22 protein-coding genes and 1 pseudogene are annotated in these 26380 nt (G+C 70.9%); 16 read left to right on the top strand and 7 right to left on the bottom strand.

The genetic code is table 11. The annotated features are described in order from the left end of the window. Positions 1 to 16: 16 nt before the first annotated feature. Genes QC826_RS15770 through QC826_RS15750 form a run of 5 tightly spaced genes read left to right on the top strand, consistent with a single transcriptional unit; the run spans position 17 to position 6121 of the window. Positions 17 to 1867, top strand: a complete 1851-nt coding sequence (locus QC826_RS15770) for an asparagine synthetase B family protein (RefSeq protein ID WP_279761497.1) — start codon at positions 17 to 19, stop codon at positions 1865 to 1867. Beyond that, entirely contained in the window at positions 1860 to 2885 is a 1026-nt protein-coding gene (locus tag QC826_RS15765) for a glycosyltransferase family 2 protein (protein ID WP_279761496.1), read from the top strand. Before QC826_RS15770 ends, QC826_RS15765 begins: the two co-directional genes overlap by 8 nt. Before the next feature lie 5 nt (positions 2886 to 2890). Then, positions 2891 to 4003, top strand: coding sequence for an acyltransferase family protein (locus tag QC826_RS15760; RefSeq protein WP_279761495.1), 1113 nt, complete (start codon positions 2891 to 2893; stop codon positions 4001 to 4003). After that, positions 3984 to 5096: a glycosyltransferase family 4 protein gene (locus tag QC826_RS15755; RefSeq protein WP_279761494.1), complete on the top strand. Its 1113-nt coding sequence runs from the start codon at positions 3984 to 3986 to the stop codon at positions 5094 to 5096. The genes QC826_RS15760 and QC826_RS15755 overlap by 20 nt, the downstream gene beginning before the upstream one ends. After that, positions 5093 to 6121 carry a glycosyltransferase family 2 protein gene (locus QC826_RS15750; RefSeq protein ID WP_279761493.1) on the top strand — a complete coding sequence of 343 codons (1029 nt, stop codon included), beginning with the start codon at positions 5093 to 5095 and terminating at the stop codon, positions 6119 to 6121. The genes QC826_RS15755 and QC826_RS15750 overlap by 4 nt, the downstream gene beginning before the upstream one ends. Positions 6122 to 6156: 35 nt before the next feature. Here QC826_RS15750 and QC826_RS15745 read toward each other — a convergent pair whose 3' ends face one another. Next, positions 6157 to 6813, bottom strand: coding sequence for a class I SAM-dependent methyltransferase (locus QC826_RS15745; protein WP_279761492.1), 657 nt, complete (start codon positions 6811 to 6813; stop codon positions 6157 to 6159). A gap of 162 nt (positions 6814 to 6975) precedes the next feature. Here QC826_RS15745 and prsT point away from each other — a divergent pair, with 162 nt between their 5' ends. From prsT to QC826_RS15720, 5 genes are all read left to right on the top strand, one after another. Next, the gene (gene prsT, locus QC826_RS15740) at positions 6976 to 9753 is read left to right on the top strand and encodes an XrtA/PEP-CTERM system TPR-repeat protein PrsT (protein ID WP_279761491.1); all 2778 of its coding nucleotides are present in this window, start codon (positions 6976 to 6978) and stop codon (positions 9751 to 9753) included. Between the two features lie 138 nt (positions 9754 to 9891). After that, positions 9892 to 10641: an N-acyl amino acid synthase FeeM domain-containing protein gene (locus tag QC826_RS15735; protein WP_279761490.1), complete on the top strand. Its 750-nt coding sequence runs from the start codon at positions 9892 to 9894 to the stop codon at positions 10639 to 10641. 127 nt (positions 10642 to 10768) lie between these two features. Next, positions 10769 to 11524: an N-acyl amino acid synthase FeeM domain-containing protein gene (locus tag QC826_RS15730; protein ID WP_279761489.1), complete on the top strand. Its 756-nt coding sequence runs from the start codon at positions 10769 to 10771 to the stop codon at positions 11522 to 11524. 1 nt (position 11525) lies between these two features. Next, on the top strand, positions 11526 to 12401 hold the full coding sequence (locus tag QC826_RS15725) for a ThiF family adenylyltransferase (protein ID WP_279761488.1): 876 nt from the start codon (positions 11526 to 11528) through the stop codon (positions 12399 to 12401). Beyond that, the gene (locus QC826_RS15720; RefSeq protein ID WP_279761487.1) at positions 12398 to 13471 is read left to right on the top strand and encodes a molybdopterin biosynthesis protein MoeY; all 1074 of its coding nucleotides are present in this window, start codon (positions 12398 to 12400) and stop codon (positions 13469 to 13471) included. The genes QC826_RS15725 and QC826_RS15720 overlap by 4 nt, the downstream gene beginning before the upstream one ends. A gap of 33 nt (positions 13472 to 13504) precedes the next feature. Here QC826_RS15720 and QC826_RS15715 read toward each other — a convergent pair whose 3' ends face one another. Further along, positions 13505 to 14392: a class I SAM-dependent methyltransferase gene (locus tag QC826_RS15715; RefSeq protein WP_279761486.1), complete on the bottom strand. Its 888-nt coding sequence runs from the start codon at positions 14390 to 14392 to the stop codon at positions 13505 to 13507. Positions 14393 to 15076: 684 nt separating this feature from the next. Between QC826_RS15715 and pepA the strand changes: the two genes are divergently transcribed. Then, complete coding sequence (gene pepA / locus QC826_RS15710; RefSeq protein WP_279761485.1) at positions 15077 to 15904, top strand: flocculation-associated PEP-CTERM protein PepA; 828 nt, start codon at positions 15077 to 15079, stop codon at positions 15902 to 15904. A 117-nt stretch (positions 15905 to 16021) separates the two neighbouring features. Here pepA and QC826_RS15705 read toward each other — a convergent pair whose 3' ends face one another. From QC826_RS15705 to QC826_RS15685, 5 genes and pseudogenes are all read right to left on the bottom strand, one after another. Beyond that, positions 16022 to 17116: a nucleotidyltransferase family protein gene (locus tag QC826_RS15705; RefSeq protein WP_279761484.1), complete on the bottom strand. Its 1095-nt coding sequence runs from the start codon at positions 17114 to 17116 to the stop codon at positions 16022 to 16024. Beyond that, on the bottom strand, positions 17113 to 18048 hold the full coding sequence (locus QC826_RS15700) for an HprK-related kinase A (RefSeq protein ID WP_279761483.1): 936 nt from the start codon (positions 18046 to 18048) through the stop codon (positions 17113 to 17115). The genes QC826_RS15705 and QC826_RS15700 overlap by 4 nt, the downstream gene beginning before the upstream one ends. Next, the gene (locus tag QC826_RS15695) at positions 18042 to 18314 is read right to left on the bottom strand and encodes an HPr-rel-A system PqqD family peptide chaperone (RefSeq protein WP_279766504.1); all 273 of its coding nucleotides are present in this window, start codon (positions 18312 to 18314) and stop codon (positions 18042 to 18044) included. Before QC826_RS15695 ends, QC826_RS15700 begins: the two co-directional genes overlap by 7 nt. Positions 18315 to 18351: 37 nt before the next feature. Then, positions 18352 to 18924 (bottom strand): hypothetical protein, encoded by a 573-nt coding sequence (locus tag QC826_RS15690; protein WP_279761482.1) that lies wholly within the window; start codon positions 18922 to 18924, stop codon positions 18352 to 18354. 219 nt (positions 18925 to 19143) lie between these two features. Further along, a pseudogene (locus QC826_RS15685) lies at positions 19144 to 19774 on the bottom strand (XrtA/PEP-CTERM system exopolysaccharide export protein). 354 nt (positions 19775 to 20128) lie between these two features. On the opposite strand from QC826_RS15685, the gene QC826_RS15680 reads away from it, so the two are divergent. From QC826_RS15680 to wecB, 5 genes are read left to right on the top strand one after another with little or no spacing between them, the layout of a single operon-like run. After that, a complete protein-coding gene (locus QC826_RS15680) occupies positions 20129 to 21664 on the top strand; it encodes an XrtA system polysaccharide chain length determinant (RefSeq protein ID WP_279761481.1) in 1536 nt (511 codons plus the stop codon). A gap of 29 nt (positions 21665 to 21693) precedes the next feature. Next, complete coding sequence (locus QC826_RS15675) at positions 21694 to 22629, top strand: XrtA-associated tyrosine autokinase (protein ID WP_279761480.1); 936 nt, start codon at positions 21694 to 21696, stop codon at positions 22627 to 22629. Beyond that, positions 22610 to 24163 (top strand): TIGR03016 family PEP-CTERM system-associated outer membrane protein, encoded by a 1554-nt coding sequence (locus QC826_RS15670; protein ID WP_279761479.1) that lies wholly within the window; start codon positions 22610 to 22612, stop codon positions 24161 to 24163. The genes QC826_RS15675 and QC826_RS15670 overlap by 20 nt, the downstream gene beginning before the upstream one ends. Further along, positions 24160 to 25197, top strand: coding sequence for an XrtA/PEP-CTERM system-associated ATPase (locus QC826_RS15665; protein ID WP_279766503.1), 1038 nt, complete (start codon positions 24160 to 24162; stop codon positions 25195 to 25197). The genes QC826_RS15670 and QC826_RS15665 overlap by 4 nt, the downstream gene beginning before the upstream one ends. Positions 25198 to 25201: 4 nt before the next feature. Beyond that, on the top strand, positions 25202 to 26365 hold the full coding sequence (gene wecB / locus QC826_RS15660) for a non-hydrolyzing UDP-N-acetylglucosamine 2-epimerase (RefSeq protein WP_279761478.1): 1164 nt from the start codon (positions 25202 to 25204) through the stop codon (positions 26363 to 26365). Positions 26366 to 26380: the final 15 nt, after the last annotated feature.

Genomic DNA, 26380 nt, shown 5'->3' with positions numbered 1-26380 from the left:
ACCGAGGAGCGCGACGATGAGCGGCATCTGCGGCTGGATCGGCCACGGCGGCCAGGAGGACGGCCAGCGCGGCCTGCTCCACGCCATGGCCGTGCCGATGCAGCGCTTCGACGACGCCGCGCTGCACTGCCACGTCGGCAAACTCAGCGCCGTCGCCGTGGCGGCCACGCCGGGCGCCGCGCTGCTGCTGCGGGTCGGCCAGGTGCAACTGGCGATCTGGGGCCGGCCGCGCCTGCGCGACGCCACGCTGGCGCAGCAGGCCCAGGGCGAGGGCCTGGGCCGCGTGTTGGCCGGCCTGTGGCGCCAGGGCCCGGAGCTGCTGTGCCAGCAGCTGGCCGGCTCCTTCGCCCTGTGCCTGATCGACGAGGCGGCCGGCGAGGCGCTGCTGGCGCTGGACCGCATGGGCACCTTGCCGCTGAGCTGGCAACTGAGCGGCGAAACGCTGGTGTTCGCCTCCACCGCCGACGCGCTGCGCCGCCATCCGGCCGCGCCGGCGCGGATCGACCCGCAGAGCATCTACAACTACGTCTACTTCCACATGGTGCCCAGCCCGGGCAGCGTCTACCACGGGCAGCAGCGCATGGCGGCCGGCCACTACCTGCACTACCGCCAGGGCGGCGTCGAGCAGCGCTGCTACTGGCGCATCGCCTTCGAGGAGCAGGGCGGGGCGCCGTTCGGCGAGCTGCGCGAGCAGTTCCGCCAGGTGCTGCGCAGCAGCGTCAAGGAGGCCGCCGAGGGCGCCCGCAGCGGCGCCTTCCTCAGCGGCGGCACCGACAGCTCGACCATCGCCGGCGTGCTCGGCGAGGTGAGCGGCGCGCCGGCGCGCACCTATTCGATCGGCTTCGACGCGCCCGAGTACGACGAGTCGGCCTACGCCCGCATCGCCGCCGACCATTTCCACACCGAGCACCACGCCTACTACGTCACACCGCAGGACGTGGTCGACGCCATCCCGAAAATCGGCGCCGTGTTCGACCAGCCCTTCGGCAACGCCTCGGCGGTGCCGGCCTACTACTGCGCCAGGCTGGCCAAGGCCGACGGCATCGAGCGTTTGCTGGGCGGCGACGGCGGCGACGAGCTGTTCGGCGGCAACGAGCGCTACGCCAAGCAGAGCGTGTTCGCCCGCTACGAGCGGCTGCCGCGCCTGCTGCGGCGGGCGCTGGAGCCGGCCGTCAACCACTTCCCCGGGCGCGACCGCCTGTACCTGACGCGCAAGGCGCACAGCTACATCGCGCAGGCCTCGGTGGCCATGCCGGCGCGGCTGGAAACCTACAACCTGCTGGGCCGCTACGGCCCGAGCCAGGTGTTCAGCGACGACTTCCTGGCGCAGACCGACGCCGGCGCGCCGCTGGCCAGCCTGAGCGCCACCTACGGCCGCAGCGAGGCGCGCAGCCTGATCAACCGCATGATGGCGTTGGACCTGAAAATCACCCTGGCCGACAACGACCTGCCGAAGGTGGTCAAGGCCTGCGAGCTGGCCGGCATGCAGGTCGCCTTTCCCTTCCTCGACGACGCCATGGTGGCCTTCTCGACCCGCCTGACGCCGGCGCAAAAGCTCAACGGCACGCAGCTGCGCTACTTCTTCAAGGAGGCGCTGCGCGGCTTCCTGCCCGAGGCCATCCTGAGCAAGCAGAAGCACGGCTTCGGCCTGCCGTTCGGCGTCTGGCTGCAGGACCACGCCGGCCTGCGCGAGCTGGCCGGCGCCAGCCTGCACTCGCTGGCCAAGCGCGGCGTGGTGCGGCCGGCCTTCATCGAACAGCTGCTCAGCCAGCACCTGCGCGAGCACGCCGGCTACCACGGCACCATGGTCTGGGTGCTGATGATGCTGGAGCAGTGGTATCAACAGCACGAGGACCGCCATGGTTGACAGCGTGGCTGAATGCGTGGTTGACAGCGTGGTTGACAGCGTGGCTGAACGCGCGGCTGAGCGCCTGGCGGTGGTGATCCCGTACTACCAGACCCGCCCGGGCATCCTGCTCAAGGCGGTGCGCTCGATCCTGGCGCAGGGCGGCGCCGGCGCCGACCACATCATCGTCGTCGACGACGCCTCGCCGGTGCCGGCGCGCGCCGAGCTGGCCGCGCTGCCGGCCGGGCAGGGCGCGCGCATCCGTATCGTCGAGCAGGCCAACGCCGGCCCGGCGGCGGCGCGCAACCGCGGCCTGGCCGAGGTGCCCGAGGGGACCGAGTACGTCGCCTTCCTCGACTCCGACGACGAATGGACCGACGACCACATCGAGCGCGCCCGCGCGGCGCTGGGGCAGGGCCACGACTTCTATTTCGCCGACCACTTCCAGCTCGACCAAAGCGTCAGCGCCTTCCAGCGCGCCGGCCGCATCACGCCGGCGCAGCATCCGGCGCTGGCCGGCGCCGCGCAGCTGCACGCCTACGCCGGCGACATGTTCGACCAGATCCTGATGGGCAACATCATCGGCACCTCGACCGTGGTGTACCGCCACGCCCGCTTCCCGCTGCTGCGCTTCCGCGAGCAGTTCGTCTACGCCGGCGAGGACTACCTGTTCTGGCTCGAGCTGTGCACGCTGACCCGGCGCATCGCCTTCTCCGCGCAGTGCGAGTGCCGCTACGGCGCCGGCGTCAACATCTTCTCCGGCTCCGGCTGGGGCACCGAGAAGTCGCTGCTGCGGCTGCACCACGAGATCAAGTACCAGAAGGCGCTGCCGCGCCTGTTCAAGCTCAGCGAACCGCACCGCGCCGCCAACCGGCGCACCGTCAGCGGGCTGCGGCGCAGCTTCGTCGCCGACCTGCTGCACCGGCTGCGCCACCGCAAGGCGATCGCGCCGGCGCTGCTGGGCCAACAGTGGCGGGTCGATCCGCAAACCTTCCTCTACTCGATCCCGCTGGCGCTGGGCATCGTGCTGAAGCGGTGACGGCGATGACTGCGATGCCCGCGCACAGCACGGCGGCGCCCGAGCGGCGCAACAACTTCAACCTGATCCGGCTGGCGCTGGCGCTGCTGGTGATCGTTTCGCATTCGCCGGAGATGCTCGACGGCGACCGTGGCCGCGAGCTGCTGACGCGCCTGTTCCACACGCTGTCCTTCGGCGAGCTGGCGGTGGACGGCTTCTTCATCCTCAGCGGCTACCTGATCCTGCAAAGCTGGCTGGGCCGGCCGCAGCCGCTGGCCTTCCTGCAAAAACGCCTGCTGCGCATCGTGCCCGGCTACCTGGTGGCGGCGTTGTTGTCGGCCTTGGTGGTCGGCGCGTTGGGCGCCGGCGCCGGCTACTACGGCCAGTTCTGGTGGAGCGGCCTGGCGCGCAGCCTGCTGCTGCTCGACACGCCGGTCACGCCGGCCACCTTCGCCGGCAGCCACTACCCCAGCGTCAATGGCGCCATGTGGACCATCCACTACGAATTCCTCTGCTACCTGACGGTGCTGGTGCTCGGCCTGGCCGGCCTGCTGCGTTGGCGCCACGCGCCGCTGGCCGTGCTGACCGCCAGCCTGGCGCTGTGGGCCGCGCTGGCGCTGGGCGCTTGGCCGGCGCTGGCCGGCGCCGCGCGCGAGGAGACGCTGCTGGTGCTGCGCTTCTACAGCTGCTTCTTTACCGGCGCCAGCTACTTCAGCTACCGCGCCGCCATCGTCTACAACGGGCGCAACGCCGTGATGGCGCTGGCCGTGCTGCTGGCCTGCCTGAGCCAGCCGGCCAGCGCCGAGGCCGGCCTGCTGCTGGGCGGCGCCTACCTGCTGTTCTATTGCGCCTTCGCCGCCGGCGGTCCGCTGCTGCGCCGCACCCAGGCGATGCCCGACGCCTCCTACGGCGTCTACCTGTACGGCTGGCCGGTCGGCAAGCTGCTGGCCTGGTATCTGCCGACGATCTCCCCGCTGGCGCTGGCGCTGGCCAGCATCGCGCTGGCCTACCTGTGCGGCCGCCTGAGCTGGCGCTGGGTCGAGCAACCGGCGCTGCGTCTGAAGTCGCGCGGCTGGCGCTGGCGCGCGCCGACACTGGCCGCCGCGCCGAGGAAGCACGATGCGAACCTTGATTGTTGACCCGGTCGCGCCGGCGCCCTACAACCTCGACAGCCTGCGCGGCGGCGCGCTGGGCGGCACCGAGGCGACCGTGATCCGCATCGCCGAGGGGCTCGACGCCCGCGTGCTGCAGCACAACCGCGCGCGGGACCAGGGCCGCTACCTGGCCGGCGCCGCCATCGACACCGCCGGCGGCGGCGGCGGGCGCGGCGCGCCCGAGGCCAGCCACGTGGTGGTGCTGCGCGAGCCGGCCGCCGCGCTGGCGCAGCGCCAGCGCTATCCGCAGGCGCGCGTCTGGCTGTGGCTGCACGACCTGTGCGGCCCCGGCAGCGGCCGCGGCGACAAGCTGCTGGCCCACGCCGCGCGGCTGGCGGCGGCCGGCGTGGCGCTGGTCTGCGTGTCCGACTTCCACGCCGGGCAGGTGCGCCAGCTGCTGGCCGCGCTGCCCGAGGCGGCGCGGCCGCGCGTGGTGCGCATCTACAACCCGGTCGACGTCGACGGCGCGGCCGGGCAGGGCGGCGCGGCGGCCGACTACGACCCCAACAAGCTGGCCTTCTTCTCCTCGCCGCACAAGGGCCTGGACTACACGCTGCACCTGTTCCGCCACCTGCACAAGCGCGATCCCGCGCTGCGCCTGTACCTGGCCAACCCCGGCTACCGCAGCGCCACCCTGGACGCCCAGCCCGGCGTGGTCAACCTGGGCGCCATCCCGCACCACGAGCTGATGCGGCACCTGCGCGGCGCGCTGTGCGCCTTCTACCCGAACTACGTCTACCCGGAGACCTTCGGCCTGGTGCTGGCCGAGAGCAACGCGGTGGGCACGCCGGTGCTGGCGCACGGCATCGGCGCGGCGGCCGAGGTGCTCAACGGCGCCGGCCAGCTGATCGCCGTGCCGCGCGTGCGCGCGCTGGCCGACAGCGTCTTCTGGCGCTGGCCGGCGCTGCGCTCGGCCGGCGAGCGCGGCCTGAATTGGCTCGGCGCCGCCGACGGCTACGCCGCCACGCTGCGCCGCTGGCAGCAGGGCGGGCGGCCGCGCGTCGGCGGCCAGGCCCGCTTCGCGCTCGAGCGCGTGCTGGCCGACTGGCGCGCCGAGCTGGCGGGGGCGGCGCCATGATGGCCCGCGCGCCGCTGTTGATCAGCATCCTCAACTGGAACGGCCTGGCCGACACGCTGGCCTGCCTGGCGGCGCTCGAGGCGCAACGGCTGGACGAGGCCGACGAGCTGCCCTGGCAGGTGCTGGTGATCGACAACGGCTCGCGCGACGACCCGCGCGCCGAGCTGGCGGCGCGCTTCCCCGCCGTCGAGCTGCTGCGGCTGCCGCGCAACGCCGGCTTCGCCGCCGGCCAGAACCACGGCCTGCGGCTGGCGCTGGCGCGCGGCCACGAGGCCGTGCTGATGCTCAACAACGACTGCGAGATCGACGGCGCGGCGATCGCCGCCATGCTGCGCCAGCTGCGCGCCGAGCCGGGGCTGGCCGCGCTGTCGCCGCTGATCTACTGCCTCGAGGCGCGCGAGAAGCCGCAGATGGTGGCGGCCTGGCTGGACTGGGGCCGGCACTGCTCGGTGCGGCCCTCGGCGCCGACGGCGCCGCGCCCGCCCGGCCTGCCGGCCATGTTGCCCGGCACCGCGTTGATGCTGCGCTGCGAGGCGCTGGCCGGCATCGGCCTGCTCGACGAGCGCTACTTCGCCTACTACGAGGACAACGAGCTGAGCGCCCGCATCGCCGCCCACGGCATGGCCGCCGCCTACTGCCAGCAGGCGCGCGCCTGGCACGCCAGCCGGCCGGTGCGCCAGTACAGCGAGCTGGCGCTGTACCTGAGCGCGCGCAACGCCTGGCTGTTCTGGCGCGAGCACACCCCGGCGGCGCGCCGGCGCGGCCTGTTCCGCCACCTGCTGGCGCAGTCGCTGGTGGAGATCGCCAGCCTGCGCGCGGCCGGCGAGGCGGCCAAGTGCGAGGCCGTGGTGGCCGGCTTCTGGGACGCGCAATGGCGCCGCTTCGGCGCGCCGCCGGCGCGCCTGCGCAGCCCCTGGTGGTTGCGCCAACTGATGTGCCGCGCGCCCTTCCTGCTCAGCCAATTGTTGGCCGACCCCCGCGCCGCGCTGCGCGCGCGGCTGGCGCGCTGGCGGCGGCCGGCCTGAGCGGCATGCCGGCCGCCGCCGCCGCCGCCGGCAGCTCAGGCCGGCGCGCCGGGCGCCGCCACCACCGCGTACTGGATGAAGCGGGTGTCGGCCAGGTAGCCGGGGAACAGGCGGAAGGCCAGGCGGCGCCACAGTTGCGGCGTCCACCAGCTCTCGTTGATGCCGGCCAGCTGCTCGACGGTGTAGCCGTTCTGCTCGAACAGGCGGGGAATGCTCTTGCGGGTGAAGAAGCGCAGGTGGGTCAGGTCGCGCACGCCGTTGGCCTCGTAGCGGAAGTCCTTGTCGAGCAGGATGTGCTCGAGGTTGTCGATGTGGCGCAGGTTGGGGATCGAGGCGACCACCTTGCCGCCCGGCTTGAGCTTGGCCACGGCGGCGCGCAGCGCCGCGCCCGGATCGCTCATGTGTTCGAGCACGTCGTTGAAGAAGATGGCGTCGAAGTGGCCGTCCGGCACCAGCTCGGCCGAAAAGGCGCCGACCAGCACGCGGTCGAGGTGGGCGGCGGCGCTGGCGGCGGCCGCGGCGTTCATCTCGACGCCCCACACCTCGGCCACGCCGAGCCGCTTGAGCGAGCGGCCGAAGGCGCCGGTGTGGCAGCCGACGTCGAGCACGCGGCGCGCGCCGGCCGGCAGGTAGGGGTGCATCTCGTTGCGCGGATAGTCGCCGTAGACGGGGGCGGTGGCGGTGGCGGGCATGGTGTCTCCGTGAGATATTTTTGACAAGCAAATGATGTAATTATTGTAATATACGCATGCGCCTGGCGGATGGCAATCCATCGCCCAGGCGGCCATCAACGACAAATTTTCGCCTGCCAGCAACAATGCGCGGCAGTTCCGGTCTTGCCCAGAGGAGCCACGATGTCGAAGTCCCGCGCCACCCGTCCCCGCCACAGCGCCCTGTTCGGCGCCATCCTGTTGTGCGCCAGCGTCGCCGGCTGCAGCCAGGCGCCCAGCGCGCCCGAGTTGTTGGCCCAGGCGCGCCAGTTCCAGCAGCAGGGCGAGCGCAAGTCCGCCGTCATCCAGCTCAAGAACGCGCTGCAGTTGAACCCCGCCGACGTCGAGGCGCGCCTGTTCCTGGCCCAGTTGCAGCTCGAGGGCGAGGAACCGGTGTCGGCCGAGAACGAGGTGCGCAAGGCGATGGCGCTGGCGCTGGGCGGACGCGACCCGCTGCCGCTGCTGAGCCAGGCGCTGCTGGCGCAGGGCAAGTACCAGCAGCTGCTGCAGGAGACCGAGGCCGGCGCCGCCAAGGCCGGGCCGGCGCTGCTGAGCCGGCGCGGCCAAGCCTACCTCGGCCTCGACAAGCCGGAACTGGCCGAGGCCGAGTTCCGCGCCGCCCTCAAGCTGCAGCCCGAGTCGCCCGAGTGGCTGGTCGGCCTGGCCCGCCTGGCCAACGCGCGGCACGACCTGGCCGCCAGCCGGGCGCTGGCGCAGCGCGCTGTGGCGGCCAACCCGCGCAGCGTCGACGCCTGGCTGTTCATGGGCGACGTCGAGCGCGCCGAGCTGAAGTTCGCCGCCGCCGACGCCGCCTACGACAGGGTCATCGCGCTCAGCCCGAACCACGTGCAGGCGCATTTGCAGAAGGCCTACCTGGACATCGAGGCGCACCGTTTCGACGCCGCCCGCCAACGGCTGGCGCTGCTGCGCAAGGTGTCGCCGAGCAGTATCGTCGTCACCTACACGCAGGCCCTGCTCGATTTCACCGAGGGCAACCCGGGCGCCGCGCTGGAGCCGCTGCAGCAGGCGCTCAAGCTGGCGCCCGAGCACATGCCGACCCTGTTGCTGGCCGGCGCCGTGCAGTACCAGCTAGGCGCGCTGGCCCAGGCGGAGCAGCACCTGAGAAAATACGTGCGGGCCAACCCGGACAACCAGTACGCCCGCAAGCTGCTGGCCTCGACCCTGCTGCGCGGCGGCCAGCAGCCCGACGCGCTGGCGGTGCTGGCGCCGGTCATCAAGCTGCCCGAGGTCGACCCGCAGCTGCTGGCCCTGGCCGGCGAGTCGTACATGCAGGTGCGCGACTTCAACAAGGCCAGCGACTTCTTCCAGCAGGCCAGCGCGCGCGCGCCGGCCGAGGCCAGCGTGCGCACCGCGCTGGGCTTGAGCGAGCTGGGCAAGGGCGACCAGGCGGCCGGCCTGCGCGAGCTGGCCGCCGCCGCCAAGCTCGACGCCAAGTCGCTGGCGGCCGGCGGCGCGCTGGTGCGCAGCCAGATCGCGCTCAAGCAGTACGACGCGGCGCTGGCCGCCGCCCGGCAGTTGGCCAAGGCGCAGCCGCAGGCGGCCGAGCCGGCGCTGCTGGCCGGCGTGGCGCAGTGGGGCCGGGGCGACCTGGCGGCGGCGCGCGCCGCCTTCGAGCTGGCGCTGCGGCTGCAGCCGAGCTACTACCTGGCGCTGGCCAACCTGGCCAACCTCGACGTCAAGGAGGGCAAGCCGGCCGCCGCCAAGGCGCGCCTGCTGGCCTACCTGGCGCAGCACAAGGACAGCGGCGACGCCATGGCGGCCTTGTCCGGCCTGGCCAACACGGCCGGCCGGACGGCCGAGGCGACCGACTGGCTCGAGCAGGCCCGCGCCGCCCATCCGGACGCGGTGGCGCCGGCCGTCCTGCTCGGCGCGCAATACCTGCGCAGCGAGCAGAAGGCCAAGGCGCTGACCCTGGCGCGCGCGCTGCAGGCGGCCAACCCGGCCAAGCCCGAGGTGCTCGACCTGCTCGGCCAGGCCCAGTTGGCCAACGACGCCGTGGTCGACGCCGTCGAGACCTACCACAAGCTGACCAAGGCCGATCCGAAGTCGCCGGTGGCGCAGTTCCGCCTGGCCAGCGCCTATCTGCGCGCCAACAACGAGGCGGCCGCCGGCGACAGCCTGAAGCGGGCGCTGGCGCTCGAACCGGACTTCGTCGAAGCCGACCTGGCGCTGGCCGAACTGGCCCAGCGCCGCGGCCGCTTCGACGAGGCGCTGGCCCTGGCCAAGCGCATCCAGCGCAAGCGCCCGGCGCAACCGGTCGGCTACATGCTCGAGGGCGACTTCCTGATCCAGCAGCGCAAGGCGGCGCCGGCGCTGGCCGCCTACGAGAAGGCGCAGGCCTTGAGCGCCGAGGTGACGCTGAAGGTCAAGCTGGCCGACGCGATGATCCAGGCCGGCCAGGCCAAGGCGGCCGAGCAGCGCGTGCTCGGCTGGATAGGCGCCGGCCAGGACGGCGGCGTGCTGCGCGTCTACCTGGCGGAGAACTACCTGCGCGAGGCGCGCTACCCGGCCGCCGTCGAGCAGCTCGAGGCCGTGCTCAAGCAGACGCCGGGCAATCCCGGCGCGCTCAACAACCTGGCCTGGGCCTACTTCCAGAACAAGGACGGGCGCGCGCTGGCCACCGCCGAGCTGGCGCTCAAGGCGGCGCCGGACAACCCCGGCGTGCTCGACACGCTGGGCTGGCTGCTGGTCGAGCAGGGCGACACGGCGCGTGGCCTGCCGCTGCTGCGCCGCGCCGCCCAGGCCGCCGCCCAGGCGAGCGAGATCCGCTTCCACCTGGCCAGCGGCCTGATGCGCGCCGGCGAGAAGGCCGCCGCGCGCAAGGAATTCGAACAGTTGTTGGCCGGTGGGAAAAACTTCCCCCAGGCCGAGCAGGCCCGCGCCCTGTTGAAGCAGTTGTAGCGGCGCCGCGCCGCGCGGCCGGGTTCGTATCGTGCGGCGCGTCAACAATGTGTCACGTTACTATGCCGTGCGCCCGACATTTTCCGGGCGCGCGGCGCCGCGCTCCCCGCCCCGCCGCACGCCACAAGGACCTGTCGGATGGATACCCGCGTCACCCCACACCCCGCGCCCGATGCCGGCGCCGAGCAATACGGCTCGCCCATCATCCAGGACGTCACCTGGCTGCCGGGCGGCGCCCGGCCGGCGCAGGGCGCGCCCACGTTCGGCATCCACCTGGCCGACCTGGACGCGGCGCGCCTGTCGTCGAGCCAGCTGATCGACAAGAAATACCGGTGGCGCGGCTACGGCGAGCAGGCCCGGCTGGAGGCGGCGCCGCAGCGCGTCACCCTGGCCGCCTCCGGCGAGGGGCGCCTGTTCGGCACCGTCAGCCTGACCGCCGACTCGGCCGCCGGCATCCAGGCCGACGCCGTGTTCAAGGCCGAGATCGACGCCTACCGGCGCGGCGGCGCCCGGGTCTGCGAGGTGACCAAGCTGGCGATAGACCCGGTGCCCCATCCGAAGCTGGCGCTGGCCTCGCTGTTCCACATCCTGTTCCTGTATGCCCGCAAGGTCCACCTGTGCACCGACGCCTTCGTCGAGGTCAACCCGCGCCACCGCCGCTACTACCAGGACATGCTGGGCTTCGAGCAGGTGGCCGAGAGCCGCTACAACCCGCGCGTCAACGCCACCGCCTATTTGCTGCGCCTGAGCCTGGACTACATGGAGCAGCAGATCGCCCTGCTGGGCGGCGCCGCGCCGCGCGACGGCGACGGCCGCTCGCTGTACCCGTATTTCTTCGGCCGCCAGGAGGAGGGCGACATCACCCGGCGCCTGCTGGCGTTGCGCTGAGGCGACGCGGCGCCCGGGCGGCCGAGGAAAATTCAAAATTGCTAATAATACGCATCGAATAAGTGTATATTATGGCAACGTGCAAGCTGCAACGCGCTTGCGCCTTCCGTCATCCCAGGAGGCCCCAATGACACACACGAAGCATGCAAACAATACCGTTGACCAGCGCCCGGCCGAGGCCGCCGGGGCCGACGCCGCCGCCGCCGGCGAGGCCGGCGAGGCCGGCGTGGTCGACCTGGTCACCAACAACCGCGCCTTCGGCCTGCGCATGGCCGACACCGTCGAGGGCCGCAACAAGGCCAGCCTGCTGATCAACCGCATGTACGCCTGGCGCGGCTATGCCGGCAGCCACACCCTGGCCGAGGACCCGAACCGCATCACCCTGACCGCCACCGACAAGGGCGACGCGGTCGGCACGCTGACCTTGGGCATCGACTCGCCGCTCGGCCTGCTGGCCGACGAGATCTTCCGCGACGAGATCGCGCCCTACCGCCAGCCCGGCCGCAAGCTGTGCGAGATCACCAAGTTCGCCTTCGACCCGCGGGTGCGCTCGAAGGAGCCGATGGCCGCGCTGTTCCACCTGTCGACGCTGATGGCGCGCGACATCCACGGCTGCACCGACCTGTTCATCGAGGTCAACCCGCGCCACCGCGCCTTCTACGAGAACAAGCTCGGCTTCACCAGCCTGGGCGAGCCGAAGACCAATCCGCGCGTCAACGCGCCGGCCTACCTGCTGTGGCTCAGCTACGCCTACGTCACCGAGCAGATCAACCGCTACGGCGGCAACCCGCACGCGGCGGCCGGCAACCGCTCGTTCTATCCGCTGTTCTACTCGCCGCGCGAGGAAAAGGGCCTGATCGCCCGCCTGCGCGAAAACCGCTGAGATGGCGGCCGCCTTCGACTACCAGCAGGCGTTCTCGCGCAACATCGGCTGGCTCACGGCCGACGAGCAGGCCAGGCTGCGCGGCAAGCGCGTCGCCATCGGCGGCATGGGCGGGGTCGGCAGCGTGCACGCGGTGACCCTGGCGCGGCTCGGCGTGGGCGCCTTCCACATCGCCGACTTCGACACCTTCGACCTGCCCAACTTCAACCGCCAGGTGGGCGCCACCATGTCCAGCCTGGGCCAGCCCAAGGTCGAGGTGGTGGCGCGCATGATCCGCGACATCAACCCCGAGGCCGACATCGAGGTCTTCGGGCAGGGCGTCAACGAGGCCAACCTGGAGCGCTTCCTGGCCGGCGTCGACTACTACCTCGACAGCTACGACTTCTTCGCCTTCGACGTGCGGCAGAAGACCTTCGCCCGCTGCGCCGAGCTGGCCATCCCGGCCAGCACGGCGGCGCCGCTGGGCATCGGCACGGCGCTGCTCAACTTCCTGCCCGGCCACACCACCTTCGAGCAGTACTTCCAATGGGGCGAGCTGGGCGAGGACGACAAGGCGATCCGCTTCCTGGTCGGCCTGGCGCCGGCCGGCCTGCACCGGCCCTACCTGGTGGTGCCGGCGGCGGTCAACCTGGCCGAGCGGCGCGGCCCGTCGACCATCATGGCCTGCCAGCTGTGCGCCGGCCTGGCGGCGGCCGAGGCGATGAAGATCCTGCTGGGCCGCGGCAAGGTGCGGGCGGCGCCGCACGGCATGCAGTTCGACGCCTACCGCGGCAAGCTGGTGCACACCTGGCGCCCCGGCGGCAGCAGCAATCCGCTGCAGCGCCTGGCCATCGCCATCGGTAAACGGATGTATTTGAAGGCATTGGGAAAGACATGACGACGCGCGCCACCATTGAACAGATCCTCGAACTGGCGCGCTGGGCGCCCAGCGGCGACAACGTGCAGTCGCACCGCTTCCAGATCGTCGCGCCCGACCACATGGTGGTGCACGCCCGCGACACCAGCGCCGACACCGTCTACGACCTCGACGGCCACCCCAGCCAGCTGGCCTTCGGCGCGCTGCTCGAGACCATCGCCATCGCCGCCAGCGGCCACGGCCTGCGCGCCGAGGCGGCGCGCCGGCCGCTCGACCCGGCCGACCCGACGCTGCTGCTGTTCGACGTGCGCTTCGCCGCCGCGCCCGGCCTGGCGGCCGATCCGCTGATCGGCTGCATCGAGACGCGCAGCGTGCAGCGCCGCCCGCTCAGCAGCCGGCCGTTGAGCGCGCCGCAGAAGGCCGCGCTGGCCGCCGCGCTGCAGGGCCGCTACACGGTGCGCTGGCTGGAGGGCTTCGGCCAGCGCCTGGCCGCCGCGCGGCTGATGTACAACAACGCCAGGCTGCGCCTGACCATGCCCGAGGCCTACGAGGTGCACCATCGCATCATCGACTGGGAACACCGGCTCAGCCCGGACCGCGTGCCGGCGCAGGCGCTCGGCGTCGACGCCGCCACCCTGGTGCTGATGAAGTGGGCGATGGTCAGTTGGCGCCGCCTGGCGCGCGTCAACGCGCTGATGGGCACCTGGGCGCCGCGCCTGCAGATGGACTTCCTGCCCGGCCTGGCCTGCGCCGCCCACTTCGTGCTGGAGGCGGCCGCGCCGGCCGAGAGCATTGACGACTACGTCGCCGCCGGCCGCGCCGTGCAGCGCTTCTGGCTGACCGCCGAGCTGCTCGACCTGCGCCTGCAGCCCGAGCTGACGCCGTTGATCTTCTCACGCTACGTGTGCGAGCGGCGCCGCTTCACCCGCGTCGAGGCGCTGTACGGCCTGGCCGCCGGGCTGGAACGGCAGGCCGCCGCGCTGCTCTTTGCCGGCCCCGGCCACCCGGTGTTCATGGGCCGGCTGGGCGCCGGCAAGGCGGCGCCGGCGCGCTCGGTGCGCAAGCCGCTGGCGCAGTTGCTGATTCCCTAGCGCGGCCGGCCGGGCGCCGGCCGGGCCGGCATGCTACGCCGGCGCGTTGCCGAGCGGCGCGCAGCGCATGCCGCCCATGCGGAAGTGGCGGATCAGGTCGGCCAGGTCGGTCTTGTGCCATTCCGGCAGCCCCTTTTTCAAACCCTCCAGGCGCGACTCCAGCGCGGCGTCGTGGCCGCGCCGGGGCGAACTTTTCAGCGCCACCATGAAGGGCAGGCCGAAGGTCTTGTAGACGCGCGCCTGGCCGGCCAACGGCCGCGCCGCGCTGGCGATGTCGTCCGGATAGAAGGCGGCGTGCAGCGAGTTCAAATAATCCAGCGTGAACAGCGCCGGCTGGCGGTCGGCGTACTGGTTGCCGAAGTAGTCGATGCTGGCCTGCGCCTTCAGATGGCCGAAGTCGACCATGTAGATGCCGCCGCCCGGCTTGAGGATGCGCGCCACCTCGGCATAGGTGCGGCCCAGCGCGGCCACGCTGGGCAGGTGGTGCAGCGCCATGGTCGACACCACCGCGTCGACCGAGTCCGGGCCGAACATCGACAGGTCGGTGATGTCGCCGTGGCGGAAGCTGACGTTGCGCAGGCCCTTGCTGGCGATCAGTTCGCGCGCCTGTTCCAGCATCGGCTCGGACAGGTCGAGGCCGATGAAGTTGACGTCCGGGTTGAGCCGCGCCACCAGCGCCAACTGGTTGGCCGGGCCGCAGGCCAGGTCGAGCACCGTGTCGCCGGGGCGGATCACCTCGCAGATGTTGGCGCCGTGGAACAGGTAGACGGGCGCCATGACGGCGTCCTCGCGGCCCGCCTCGACATAGGCGGCGACGTTGTCGGGATCGTCCATCACCAGGTCCGGCTCCGGCGTGCGCGGGCTGCGCTCGCGGGTGATCATTTCTCGCAATACCGTTTGCAGCAAGGCTGGACTTGGCATGTTCTGCCCCTTTCAGGTTGAGGTGGCGGCCGCCGCTGTCGGCTTCGGCCGGCTGTCGCGCCGGCCGTGCTGGCGGCCGGGGTGGAACTATCCGGCGTGTGTCGGAATGCTGTCGATTGGCCCGGCGCGGCGCTGCGGGGCTTAGCAACCCGCTGCCCGGTGCGTGGCGAACAAGATAATCTTAACGGCCATGCATGTAAGGTGGAGCAAGTTTAACCGTGCCTGCCTTCGGTAGCAACGATAAACACCGAGCAACAGGAAAATTTCCCTGCCTCCCGGCGGGGGCGCCGTCGGGAACATCAACTCCACGCCCAACTTCGCCCCGGGCGTGGCCGGCGCGCCGTTCTCCACTTCGCCGCCGTTGTATTCGCGGGCCCTCGGCCGCTTCAACAGCCGCGGGGTATCGCCCGCGACACCGTTCCCCGCTGCGCCATCACCCGGCGCGCCAGGCGGCCGAAATGTGACGAGTGGCAGTGTCGGAATTCTTTACACACTTCCGGCACCGTGCCGCCCGTGTAGAGTTTAAGCAATTGCAACTCGTTGATTTATATCAAAACGAAAGTGGCAGGCACGCATGTTGCTTTATGTCTTGTGTGGCCAGCAATACCTGTACCGTTGGGTGCGAAAAAAAAGGGTTTGGGAACACATTCAGCAGTAGTCGATGATCATTCTTGGAGAGTAACTATGCATATTCAATTCAAACGCCTGCGCACCGCAAGCGCCGCCGCACTGCTGTGCGCCGGCGCCTTGGCAGCGCCTTATGCGTCCGCCATACCGTCGTTTTCGGTCAATCCGAACAGCAACGGCCTGTCCGTCGCCGGCCAGACCTTCCAGGCCGATACGATGTCGGGCAGCTCCAGCGCCCGGCTGGTGTACAACGGTGGCACCAGCTACACCGGCACCGGCTACATCCAGTACAACGCCTTCGTCAGCACGGGCAACGGCAACGTGCCGACGACGATCTCGCGCATCGGCTTCGACTACGGCCTGTATGCGACCTTCGTGCAGACCTTCACCTGCAGCGGCCTGCTCAGCCCGGGCGTGAGCTGCGGCGTGACCAGCATCGCGCTCGACCTGTGGGCCGACGCCGGCAACGACAACAGCTACAGCAACTCCACGCTGGCAGCCGCGCCGGTCGTCACCACCAACGGCACCCAGGTCAAGCTTGGCACGGTCAGCTCCGTGGTCGCCGGCCAGGCCGGCCTGAACGCGCTGGGCGGCGCCTTCCAGAACATCAACAGCAACTTCGCCCTGACCGCCGCCGGCGCGCTGTTCTTCACCTCGCCGACGCCGTTCTACTCGTTGGCCTTCAGCTCGTTCAACAACACCACCCAGGGCATCGCCTGCAACACCGGCCCCACCTGCGCCGGCACGACCATAGTGGCGATCAATTCCGAGTCCGGCAACACCGACTTCAACCGTGCAGTGCCGGAACCAGGCCCGCTGGCGCTGATCGGCATCGGCATGATCGGCCTGATCATGGCGCGTCGGGCCGGCAAAGCCAAGTCCTGAGCCGCTTGGGCCGGCTGGTCGAGCGGCGCTGTTGAACCAGCCCCCGCGCGTCGCTGCGCCGGGGCTGGTTTTCTTTCTGGAACTCGGGATGGCGGCTCGCTTGGCCGGCCGCGCCGTTCAGGCCTGCTGCGCGGCGGCGTCGGCTTTCCGCGACAGCAGGGCCTTGTGCAGCAGGTGGCGCGCCAGCAGCAGCGGCGGCATGCGCAGCCAGTTGCCGCGCACGTAGAGCAGGAAGCGGGCGGTGGCGCTGCCGGCGTCGTCGCAGCTGGCGTGGCGCGGCAGCAGGGCGCGGCAAAACAAGGCGTCCATCAGCGCCAGCCGCCAGCGGCCCGGCGCGGCGGCGGCGCCGGCCTCGCGCAGGTGGGCCGGCACCGGCGTGTGCAGCAGCCGCGCGCTGTAACGCAGGGCGTAGAACAGCGGCCGTTGCAGTTGCAGGCGGGCGGCCCGCTCGGCCAGGCGCTGGTAGAAGCCGGCCTCGGCGCCGTATTGCAATAGCAGGCGGTGGATGTCGACCAGGTCGCGCAGGCCGTGGCTCAATTCACTGTCGTAGAACAGGTGGGTGGCGCTGTGCAGCACCAGGTCGAGCGGCGCCAGCGTGCGCAGCCCGGGCCGGCCCGGCAGCGGGGGCGCCGCCGCGCGCAGCAGCGCCGGATCGGGCCGCGCGGCGGCGGTCGGCGGCAGGATGGCGTGGTGCACGTCGATGAAGCTCTGCCGCCGCGCGTGCTGCATCGGCGGCAGCTCGTGCATCCACTCGCGGTAGTAGCGCTGGTCGTAGGCGTCGTGGTGCTGGGCCACCCAGCCGTGCAGCATCAGCGCCGCCTCGACCTCGTCCAGGTTTTCCTTCGGCACCAGGATGTCGATGTCGGAGAACAGCCGGCCGCGCCCGTTGGGCAGGCCGGCCAGGGCGTAGGCGGCGCCCTTGAGCAGGATCAGCGGCAGGCCCAGGCCGTCGAGGGCGCGGGCGATCTCGCGCACCTCCCACCGCACCGCCTGGGCGTGGCGCTCGGCCAGCGCCTGCGCCCACAGCAGGTGGGCGCGCGGCCGCCGCGGCACCTGTTCGAGCAGCCGGCGCTCGGCCAGCATGGCGGCCAGGCCGGCCAGCAGGTGGGCGGCGCCGGCCTGGCGCAGCAGCAGGTCCCAGTCGCCGCCGTCCAGGCCGACGCACCATTCCGGCTGGCGCATGGCGCGCAGGACCAGTGGCGCCGGCCTCATGCGGCGCGCTCGGCCGATTGCTGGCCGGCCAGGCGCTCGAACAGCGCCAGGGCGTCGTCGAGCCGGCCGTATTCCAGGGCGTAGCCGGCGCTGGCCTCGACCACGCGGCCGAGCGCGTCGAAGCCGCGCCGGCCCAGCAGGCTGTAGTTGAAGCTGTTGCCGGCCACGCGCATGAAGCTCTGCGCCCGGCTCAGCGGGTCCAGGCGGGCGGCGGCGCCGGCGCGGTATTGCGGGAACACCAGCCAGGCGGGACGGGCCGTCTCGGCGGCGCGCGCCACGCTGTCGGCCGGCGCCTTCAGGTGCGCCACCGTGCCCTTGACGGTGTCGCGCACCGCCGGGCTCAGCACGGCGTCGCCGAGGTAGTCGCGGATCACCGCGATCGAGCCGTTCTTCAGGCTCACCGGGCGCGGCAGCGGCACCAGCGCGCCGTCGGCCAGGCGGACCAGGGTCAGCTCGTCGGACAGCAGGCGCCAGCCGCCGCGGCCGACCAGGGCGGCGCACAGCGTGCTCTTGCCCGAGCCGGGCGGCGCCGGCAGGATCGCCGCGCGGCCGTGCTTTTCCACCACGGCGGCGTGGACGATGAGGTACTCGTGGGCGCGGCTCGAGACGCACCAGTTCAAGCCCCATTCGAACATCGGGAAGGCCTGCGCCAGCGGCAGCGGCTGGAACAGCGAGGCGCCGTCGTACAGCAGGCGCACCTGCGGCTTGAACCAGCGGCGCGCGCCGGCCGGCCGTTCCAGGCTGAGGCGGAAGTCGGCGAAGTCGTCGGCCGCCAGCAGCGGGTAGTCGGTGTACAGCAGGCCGATGCCGCGCGCCACGCTGCCGATGCGGCTGCGCAGGCAGACGCTGAAGCCGGCGGTGCGCAGGTGCAGGCCGTCACCGGCCAGGCGCCCGGCCAGCTCGGCCGGACTGAGCGCGGCCACCGTCAGCATGGCGCCGTGTCGATCAGCGCCAGGCGGCGCAGGTCGTCGAGCATGGCCTCGAGCTCGGCGGCCAGCGCGGCGCGCGCCGCCGCCGGCGCCTCGGCGCCCTCGTGCAGCGCGGCCAGCAGGGCGGCCGTGTCGGCCTCGCCCTGTTGCAGCCGGCGCAGCACCAGCATGGCGTCGGCGCCGAGCAGGTGGGTGTCGCCCGACAGGTTGTTGTAGACCACGAACTCGCCGTCCCAGTGGCGGCTGGCCGCCAGCTGGCCGGCGCTCATGCGCCACACGGGACCGCTGCGGCCGGCGGCGCCGGCCTCAAGACATGGTTCCCGACAGGTAGAAGGCGATGTCATAGGCGTACCAACGTTTGCCGGCCACCGGCGCGTAGTAGCCCCTGGCCTGGAATTCCTTCCAGATGTTTTGCAGCATCGGCAGGTTCTGGAAGCTGCTCAGCTTGGCCAGCACGTTCAGGTGGGCGGCCACCAGGTACTGGCCGATCTTTTGGTTGTCGAAGGACTGGCCGGACAACATCTGCTGCAAGGTCGCGTTCTTGTAGCTGCCGAACGCGCTGTTGCAGGGGAAGAGGGCGCTGAACTTGGTGGTCTTGGCGAGGTGGTTGGGCCAGTTCGAGCTGCGCTTCCAGTAGCTCGGCGAGCGGCCCGAGCAGACCGTCTTTTGCGCCTGCTGGCTCTGCAGCGCGCCGGACAGGAAGCCCGACGGCGAACGGCAGATGTCGCAGGCCATGCCGGGCTGGCTGGCGACGGTGAGCAGCACGCCGGAGGCGGCCACGCCGGCCGTGGCCAGGCGCCGGCGCGCTTGGCCGGCCGGGCTCAGCGCGGGAGTGCCGGCCGGCTCGGGCGCTTGCTGCTGGTCGGACGATTCATGCATAACCATTTCACTCCTGAGAATATGACGGCGCGCGAACGGCCGCGGCCGTCGCTTGGTGTTGTGTTGCGAAGCAATATGTGCGCCATGCAAGTCACGCCGCCGCGCCACGGTTGTGAAATCAAGGGCTTAGCGGCGGCGGCGCCGGACGTCTCGAGTGCATCGTGCAAGCCGCCGGGTGGAAGTGTAAAGTTTTCCGACACTTCCCCAAGGCAACCCGCATCAGAAGAAGCTCTCCGGTATCACCAGCACGTCGCCCGGGCGCATCGGCAGGTTGGCCGAGATGTCGCCTTCGCGGATCAGGTCGCTCAAGCGCACCGCCAGCTTGTGCTGCTTGCCGTCGATGGTGCGGATGATGCTGGCACGGTTGCCGGCGGCGAACTCGGTGACGCCGCCGACGGCGATCAGCACGTCCATCAGCGACATGTCGCGCCGGTACGGCAGCGCCTGCGGCCGCGCCGCCTGGCCGATGACGCGGATCTGCTCCGAGTAGATGCCGACGAAGCCGGTGACGATCACCGTCACCATCGGCTCCTGCAGGAACTTGGCCAGCTTCTTCTCGATGTCGCGCGCCAACTGGGTCGAGGTCTTGCCGCTGGCCTCGAGGCTCCTCGACCAGCGGCGTGGTGATCATGCCGTCGGGCCGCACCGGCACCGTCATCGACACCTCGGGGTTGTGCCAGACCATGATGTTGATGTTGTCGCCGGGACCGATGCGGTACTCGCTGGCGACCACGGCGGCCTCGGGCGGCGCGGCCGGGCCCTGGCGCAGGCTCGAGCAGGCGCTCAACGCCAGCAGCAGCAGCGGGGCGGCGCGGCGCGCCCAGGACGTTCTCGATTGCACAAACCTCATGGCGTTTCCTCTCAGTTGGAAGCAAAACATGCATAGGAAGCATGCAGTGTTTTCTTTTTTACATGTTTATTTTATACCACAACGGCTGCTTTCGACCGTTGTTGAAAATGAATTTTTTTTCGCCTGCGGCGGCGCCGCGCGGACCTGGCGGAAAGGCCGGCGGCAGGCCGGCGGCGCGTCGGCGGACCCTGCCCACGCCCGGGCCGGGCGGCTATTCGATGTTAGTTTTGAAATAAATTTATAACAACATATCTTGCCTGGTTCAGGTATTATAGGCATCTTGAAATGCTATTTAAACAACGTTCGCGGGCCTCGCTCGGGATGCCCCAACCCTACTTTGGTGACTTTGAAGCGATGGCTGAATTGATAGCGATGTTGCTGGCCTTTTTGAAGGCCATCGCCAAGTACCGCTGGTACGCGGTGGCGATCAGTTGGCTCGTCGGCATTGCCGGCGGCGTCTATGTGTACCGCCTGCCGGCCGACTACCAGGCCTCGGCGCGGGTGTACGTCGACACGCAGAGCATCCTCAAGCCGCTGATGGCCGGCATGACCACCCTGCCCAACGTCGAGCAGCAGGTGATGTTCATGCGCCGCACCCTGATCAGCCGGCCCAACGTCGAGCGCGTCATGCGCATGGTCGACCTCGACGTGCAGGCCAAGAGCTCCAACGAGCACGAGCGCCTGGCCGACGAGCTGATGGCGCAGATCAAGGTCGGCGGCACCGAGCGCGACGACATCTACACGATCTCCTACAACAATCCCAAGCCCAAGCTGGGCAAGGACGTGGTGCAGTCGCTGCTGACCATCTTCGTCGAGGGCAGCTTCGGCGGCAAGAAGCAGGACTCGGAGAAGGCGGTGCAGTTCATCGACGAGCAGATCAAGAACTACGAGGAGAAGCTGGCCGCCGGCGAGAACACGCTGAAGGACTTCAAGATCCGCAACATGGGCCTGCTGCCGCGCCAAGGCAGCGACTATTCGAGCAAGCTGGCCGAGCTGACCGACCACCTGAGCCAGGCCAAGCTGGAGTACACCGAGGCGGAGATGTCGCGCAACGCCATCAAGCGCCAGATCGCCGGCGAGGACCCGGTCCCGGTCGGCGGCGCCGCCGCCGAGCCCGCGCTGGTCAATCCCGAGCTCGACGCGCGCATCTCGGCCATCAACAAGAACCTCGACGGCCTGCGCCTGCAGTACACCGAGAACCACCCGGACATCGTCTCGGCCAAGCGCCTGATCGGCCAGCTCGAGGCGAACAAGCGCGAGGAGGCCAAGAAGACCCGCGTCACCGACCCCGGCGCCAGCTACAGCCCGATGCTGCAGCAGATGAACGTCGCCCTGTCGGTGGAGGAGGCGCGCATGGCCGGCCTGAAGGCGCGCGTGGCCGAGTACAGCACGCGCCTGGCGCGGCTGCAGTCGCAGAGCACGGCGGCGCCCGAGGTCGAGGCCCAGCTGGCCCAGCTCAACCGCGACTACCAGGTCAACAAGGAGAACTACGAGAAGCTGGTCAACCGGCGCGAGGCGGCCAAGCTGTCGGGCGACCTGAGCTCGGCCACCGACATGATGAGCTTCCGCGTCATCGACCCGCCCAGCGTGCCCTTGACGCCGGCCGGGCCGAACCGGCCGCGCCTGTACGCGATGGTGCTGGCGGCGGCGCTGGTGGCCGGCGTCGGCGGCGCGCTGTTGATGAGCCAGATCCGGCCGACCTTCCTCAGCCAGCACAGCCTGCGCGAAGTGAGCGGCCTGCCGGTGCTGGGCAGCGTGAACATGAACTGGACCCAGGCCGAGACGGTCAAGCGGCGCCGCCGCCTGTACGCCTTCGGGCTGGCGGTGCTCTCGCTGGTGAGCACCTATTGCGGAGTGATCGGCCTGGCCATCCTCCGCCCATCCTTGTAGCCGAACCAACGCAGCAGTGTGAGGACAGCATGAGCATTATCGAGAAAGCGGCGGGACGGATCGAGCACGGCCGACAGGAAAGGGCGCCGGCCCAGGCGCGCGCCGCCGACAGTTCGGCCGGCGCCGGCCCGGCGCGCGGCGGGCAGCGCGGCCACGGCGCCGCCACGGCCACGGCCACGGCCACCGCCGTGCCGCCGCCGGGCGCGACGCCGGCGCCAAGCGCACCGGGCACGCCGCCACGGCGCACCCGCGAGGTCGAACTGGACCTGGCGCGCATGCAGGAGCGCGGCCTGATCACCGTGGCCGGCGGGCGCACCCTGCTGGTCGAGGACTTCCGCGTCATCAAGCGGCCGATCCTGAAGAAGGCCTTCCCCGGCGGCACGGCCGTGCTGCCCAGCAACCTGGTGATGATCACCAGCGCGCTGGCCGGCGAGGGCAAGACCTACTGCTCGATCAACCTGGCGATGAGCATCGCCATGGAGCTCGACCACACCGTGCTGTTGATCGACGCCGACGTGGCCCGCCCCTCGGTGCTGAAGGCGCTCGGCCTGCCGCCGCAACCGGGCCTGATGGACCTGCTGCTCGACGACAGCCTGGACCTGGCCGACGTGATGTTGCGCACCAACGTCAACACCCTCAGCATCCTGCCGGCCGGCACCGCCAACCTGCGCGCCACCGAGCTGCTGGCCAGCCAGAGCATGAAAGCGCTGGTGCTGGAGATCGCCCAGCGCTACCCCGACCGCATCGTCATCTTCGACTCGCCGCCGCTGCTGTTGACCAGCGAGGCGCGCGTGCTGGCCGGCCACATGGGCCAGATCGTGATGGTGGTCGAGTCGCAGCGCACCACCCAGCACGCCGTGATGGATGGCCTGCGCCGCCTCGAGGGCTGCGACAACGTCAGCCTGATCTACAACAAGAGCCGCGACTTCGCCGGCACCGAAACCTATGACTACCACTATGGGTAGAGCGCCGGCGGGCGGCGCGCCGCGGCGGCGCCTGCTGGCGGCCGTGCTGGCGCTGCTGTTCGCGCCGGCCAGCCGCGCCGAACTGGTGTTCAGCCCGGCCGTCGAGCTGCGCGCCAGCGCCACCGACAACGCCAACATGGCGCCGCCCGGGCGCGCCCACGGCCGCGTGGTGGTGGAGGTCGCGCCCGGCTTCAGCCTGAGCGAGCAGACCGCGCGGCTGAACCTGAAGCTGGCCTACCAGCTGCGCTTCTACACCGGCGGCGGCGACGACGCCAACAGCCAGCGCCACCAGAGCCAGTTGCAGGCCAGCGCCAAGGCCCGCCTGCTGGAGGACTGGCTGTTCCTCGACAGCGCGGCCTCGATCAGCCAGCAGAGCACCTCGGCCTTCGGCCCCAAGCCCAGCGACAGCGGCTACAGCACGCTCAACCGCAACGAGGTGCGCACCCTCAGCGTCAGCCCCTATCTGCGCCGCCGCCTGGGCGCCGGCGCCGAGCTGGAGCTGCGCTACAGGCGCGACCAGGTCGACTCCAACAACGCCGCCTTCGGCCGCAGCCAGTCGGACCAGCTGTTCGCCAGCCTGGCCAGCGGGCCGGCCTTCCGCAGCCTGGGCTGGGGCCTGCAGCTGAGCAAGCAGCGCCAGCACGACAGCGTGGCGCCCGACTCGAGCAGCAGCGCCGCCAACGGCTCGCTCGGCTACGGCGTCGGCCCGAGCCTGAACCTGAGCCTCGGCGCCGGCTACGACAAGATGGACTTCGGCCTGGGCGGCGTCAGCCAGGGCCGCTCCTGGACCACCGGCCTGCGCTGGGCGCCGACCCTGCGCAGCAGCCTGCAGCTGAGCCACGGCCGGCGCTACTACGGCGCCAGCAACAGCCTGGCGCTGCAGCACCGCAGCCGCAACACCGTGTGGAGCGCCCACTACGACGACTCGGTCACCACCAGCCGCTCGCAGTTCCTGCTGCCGGCCGCCGTCAACACGGCCGACCTGCTGAACCGGCTGCTGACGGCCACCATCAGCGACCCGCTGCTGCGCGCCCAGGCCGTCGAGGCCTACATCCGCGCCAACAGCCTGCCGCGCTCGCTGGCCACCAGCGTCAACTACTTCAGCAACCGCTACAGCCTGCAGAAGCAGTTGCAGGCCTCGGTGGGCCTGAACACGGCGCGCACCATCACCATGCTCAGCGTGTACGACACGCGGCGCAGCGCCCTGTCGGCGCGGCAGAGCGACAGCGCGCTGCTCGGCAGCAGCAGCGAAACCCTCAACGACGACACCCGCCAGCGCGGCGCCAGCGTGGCGCTCAACTGGCACCCCTCGTCGCGCTTCGGCGCCACCCTCAGCGCCGACCTGAGCAACACCCGTTCGCTCTCGACCGGCCTGGGCAGCCGCCAGCGCAGCCTGCGCCTGCAGCTCAACCGCCAGTTCCAGCCCCGCCTGAGCGGCAACCTCGAGCTGCGCCGCGTGCACGGCGACGGCCTGTCGGGCGGCGGCGCCTACACCGAGAACGCCGTGGCGCTCTCGATCTCACTGAAGTTATAAGCGGAGCGCACCAGCGATGTACGAGACATACTACGGACTCAGCGGAAAGCCCCTTCAGCCTGCGTCCCGACCCCCACTTCTTCTTCGGCAGCAAGGGCCACACGCGCGCCATGGCCTACCTCGAGTACGGCCTGTCGCAGGGCGAGGGCTTCATCGTCGTCACTGGCGAGATCGGCGCCGGCAAGACCACGCTGGTGCGCACCCTGTTCCAGCAGATCGAGTCGGACGGCTTCGTCGTCGCCCACATCGTCAACACCCAGCTCAACTGCGACGACACCCTGAAGATGGTGGCCAGCTGCTTCGGCCTACCCTGCGAGGACGGCGCCAGCAAGCCGGTGATCCTGGCCCGGCTGGAGACCTTCCTGCGCGGCTGCGGCGCCCAGGGCAAGCGCGCCCTGCTGGTCATCGACGAGGCGCAGAACCTGACGCCGCGGGTGGTCGAGGAGCTGCGCATGCTGTCGAACTTCCAGACCGACAGCGAGTCGCTGCTGCAGACCTTCCTGCTCGGCCAGCCCGAGTTCCGCGTCACCCTGCATCGGCAGGACATGCAGCAGCTGCGCCAGCGCGTCATCGCCAGCTACCACCTGGGGCCGATGGACCAGGCCGACACCCAGTCCTACGTCGAGCACCGCCTGTGCACCGTCGGCTGGCAGGACGACAAGCTGTCCTTCACCGCCGACGCCCAGGCCGCCATCTACGCCTATAGCGGCGGCATCCCGCGCAAGACCAACCACCTGTGCGACCGCCTGCTGCTGATGGGCTTCCTCGAGGAGATCCGCCACTTCACGGCGGCCGAGGTGCAGATCGTGGTGCAGGACATCGAGCAGGAGTTCGGCCAGCCGGTCCAGCCCGAGGGCATCGCCGCCGTCGCTCTCGACGAGGGCGAGACGGCGATCTTCTCCAACCAGTACCCGGCACTGCTCGACGAGCGCATCCTGCGGGTCGAGAAGACGCTCGGCTCGGTGCTCAGCGTACTGAAAAAGATCGTCCGCGGCCAGGCCGTGGCCAATGTATCCGTCGACAATCTGGAGTGACACCATGACCGCAACCCAGCACCCGCCGCTGCGCATCCTCTGCGTGGTCGGCGCCCGGCCCAACTTCATGAAGATCGCGCCCATCCTGACCGCGCTCAAGGCGCACGCGCCGGCCGTCGAGGCGCGCCTGCTGCACACCGGCCAGCACTACGACGTGGCGATGAACAGCCAGTACTTCGAGGCGCTCGGCATCCCGGCGCCGGACGACAACCTGGAGGTCGGCTCCGGCAGCCACGCCGCGCAGACCGCCGAGGTGATGCTGCGCGTCGAGAAGGTGATCGACCAGTACGCGCCCGACGCCCTGCTGGTGGTGGGCGACGTCAACTCGACCCTGGCCTGCGCCCTGGTGGCGGCCAAGAAGGGCATCGCCGTGGTCCACGTCGAGGCCGGCCTGCGCAGCGGCGACCGCGCCATGCCCGAGGAGATCAACCGGGTGCTGACCGACCAGCTGTCCGACCTGCTGTTCACCACCGAGGAGGGCGCCTTCGACAACCTGCGCGCCGAGGGCGTCGCCGCCGGGCGCATCCACTTCGTCGGCAACGTGATGATCGACACGCTGCTGCACAACCTGCCGCGCGCCGTGCCGGCCGCCAGCCTGGCCGCGCAGCACGGCCGGCCCGGCTTCGGCGCCGGCCCGGGCGGCTACGGCGTGCTGACGCTGCACCGCCCCAGCAACGTCGACCAGCCCGAAACGCTGGCCGCGCTGCTCGACACGGCGCTGCGGATCGGCGCCACCACGCCGCTGATGTTCCCCGTGCACCCGCGCACCCGCGCCGCCATCGAGCGCTTCGGCCTGGGCGGCCGGCTCGACGCCGCCGCCATCCTGCCGCTGCCGCCGCTGGGCTACCTGGAGATGCTCGGCCTGATGAAGGACGCCCGCCTCGTGCTGACCGACTCCGGCGGCATCCAGGAGGAGACCACGGCGCTCGGCGTGCCTTGCATCACGCTGCGCGAGAACACCGAGCGGCCGATCACCGTCGAGCAGGGCACCAACACCATCGCCGGCACCGACCCGGCGCGCATCCTGGCGCTGCACGCCGCCCTGCTGGCCGACGGCGGCAAGCGCGGCCGCCAGCCGCGCTACTGGGACGGCCAGGCCGCCGTGCGCATCGCCGCCATCCTGCTCGACTGGCTGGAGCGGCGCCGTGGAGGCGGTCATGGCGCCTGAGTCGTTTGAATCCGG

Source organism: Rugamonas sp. DEMB1, from assembly GCF_029834475.1.
GTDB lineage: Bacteria > Pseudomonadota > Gammaproteobacteria > Burkholderiales > Burkholderiaceae_D > Rugamonas > Rugamonas rubra.
Note: the sequence above shows the minus strand (reverse complement) of the source record. Positions and strands in the feature narration are given on the sequence as shown.

Excerpts from the sequence above, each read along its gene's own strand:
- QC826_RS15770 (WP_279761497.1), top strand. The coding sequence starts at position 17 with ATGAGCGGCATCTGCGGCTGGATCGGCCACGGCGGCCAGGAGGACGGC.
- QC826_RS15765 (WP_279761496.1), top strand. The coding sequence starts at position 1,860 with ATGGTTGACAGCGTGGCTGAATGCGTGGTTGACAGCGTGGTTGACAGC.
- QC826_RS15760 (WP_279761495.1), top strand. The coding sequence starts at position 2,891 with ATGACTGCGATGCCCGCGCACAGCACGGCGGCGCCCGAGCGGCGCAAC.
- QC826_RS15755 (WP_279761494.1), top strand. The coding sequence starts at position 3,984 with ATGCGAACCTTGATTGTTGACCCGGTCGCGCCGGCGCCCTACAACCTC.
- QC826_RS15750 (WP_279761493.1), top strand. The coding sequence starts at position 5,093 with ATGATGGCCCGCGCGCCGCTGTTGATCAGCATCCTCAACTGGAACGGC.
- QC826_RS15745 (WP_279761492.1), bottom strand. The coding sequence starts at position 6,813 with ATGCCCGCCACCGCCACCGCCCCCGTCTACGGCGACTATCCGCGCAAC.
- prsT (WP_279761491.1), top strand. The coding sequence starts at position 6,976 with ATGTCGAAGTCCCGCGCCACCCGTCCCCGCCACAGCGCCCTGTTCGGC.
- QC826_RS15735 (WP_279761490.1), top strand. The coding sequence starts at position 9,892 with ATGGATACCCGCGTCACCCCACACCCCGCGCCCGATGCCGGCGCCGAG.
- QC826_RS15730 (WP_279761489.1), top strand. The coding sequence starts at position 10,769 with ATGACACACACGAAGCATGCAAACAATACCGTTGACCAGCGCCCGGCC.
- QC826_RS15725 (WP_279761488.1), top strand. The coding sequence starts at position 11,526 with ATGGCGGCCGCCTTCGACTACCAGCAGGCGTTCTCGCGCAACATCGGC.
- QC826_RS15720 (WP_279761487.1), top strand. The coding sequence starts at position 12,398 with ATGACGACGCGCGCCACCATTGAACAGATCCTCGAACTGGCGCGCTGG.
- QC826_RS15715 (WP_279761486.1), bottom strand. The coding sequence starts at position 14,392 with ATGCCAAGTCCAGCCTTGCTGCAAACGGTATTGCGAGAAATGATCACC.
- pepA (WP_279761485.1), top strand. The coding sequence starts at position 15,077 with ATGCATATTCAATTCAAACGCCTGCGCACCGCAAGCGCCGCCGCACTG.
- QC826_RS15705 (WP_279761484.1), bottom strand. The coding sequence starts at position 17,116 with ATGAGGCCGGCGCCACTGGTCCTGCGCGCCATGCGCCAGCCGGAATGG.
- QC826_RS15700 (WP_279761483.1), bottom strand. The coding sequence starts at position 18,048 with ATGCTGACGGTGGCCGCGCTCAGTCCGGCCGAGCTGGCCGGGCGCCTG.
- QC826_RS15695 (WP_279766504.1), bottom strand. The coding sequence starts at position 18,314 with ATGAGCGCCGGCCAGCTGGCGGCCAGCCGCCACTGGGACGGCGAGTTC.
- QC826_RS15690 (WP_279761482.1), bottom strand. The coding sequence starts at position 18,924 with ATGCATGAATCGTCCGACCAGCAGCAAGCGCCCGAGCCGGCCGGCACT.
- QC826_RS15680 (WP_279761481.1), top strand. The coding sequence starts at position 20,129 with ATGGCTGAATTGATAGCGATGTTGCTGGCCTTTTTGAAGGCCATCGCC.
- QC826_RS15675 (WP_279761480.1), top strand. The coding sequence starts at position 21,694 with ATGAGCATTATCGAGAAAGCGGCGGGACGGATCGAGCACGGCCGACAG.
- QC826_RS15670 (WP_279761479.1), top strand. The coding sequence starts at position 22,610 with ATGACTACCACTATGGGTAGAGCGCCGGCGGGCGGCGCGCCGCGGCGG.
- wecB (WP_279761478.1), top strand. The coding sequence starts at position 25,202 with ATGACCGCAACCCAGCACCCGCCGCTGCGCATCCTCTGCGTGGTCGGC.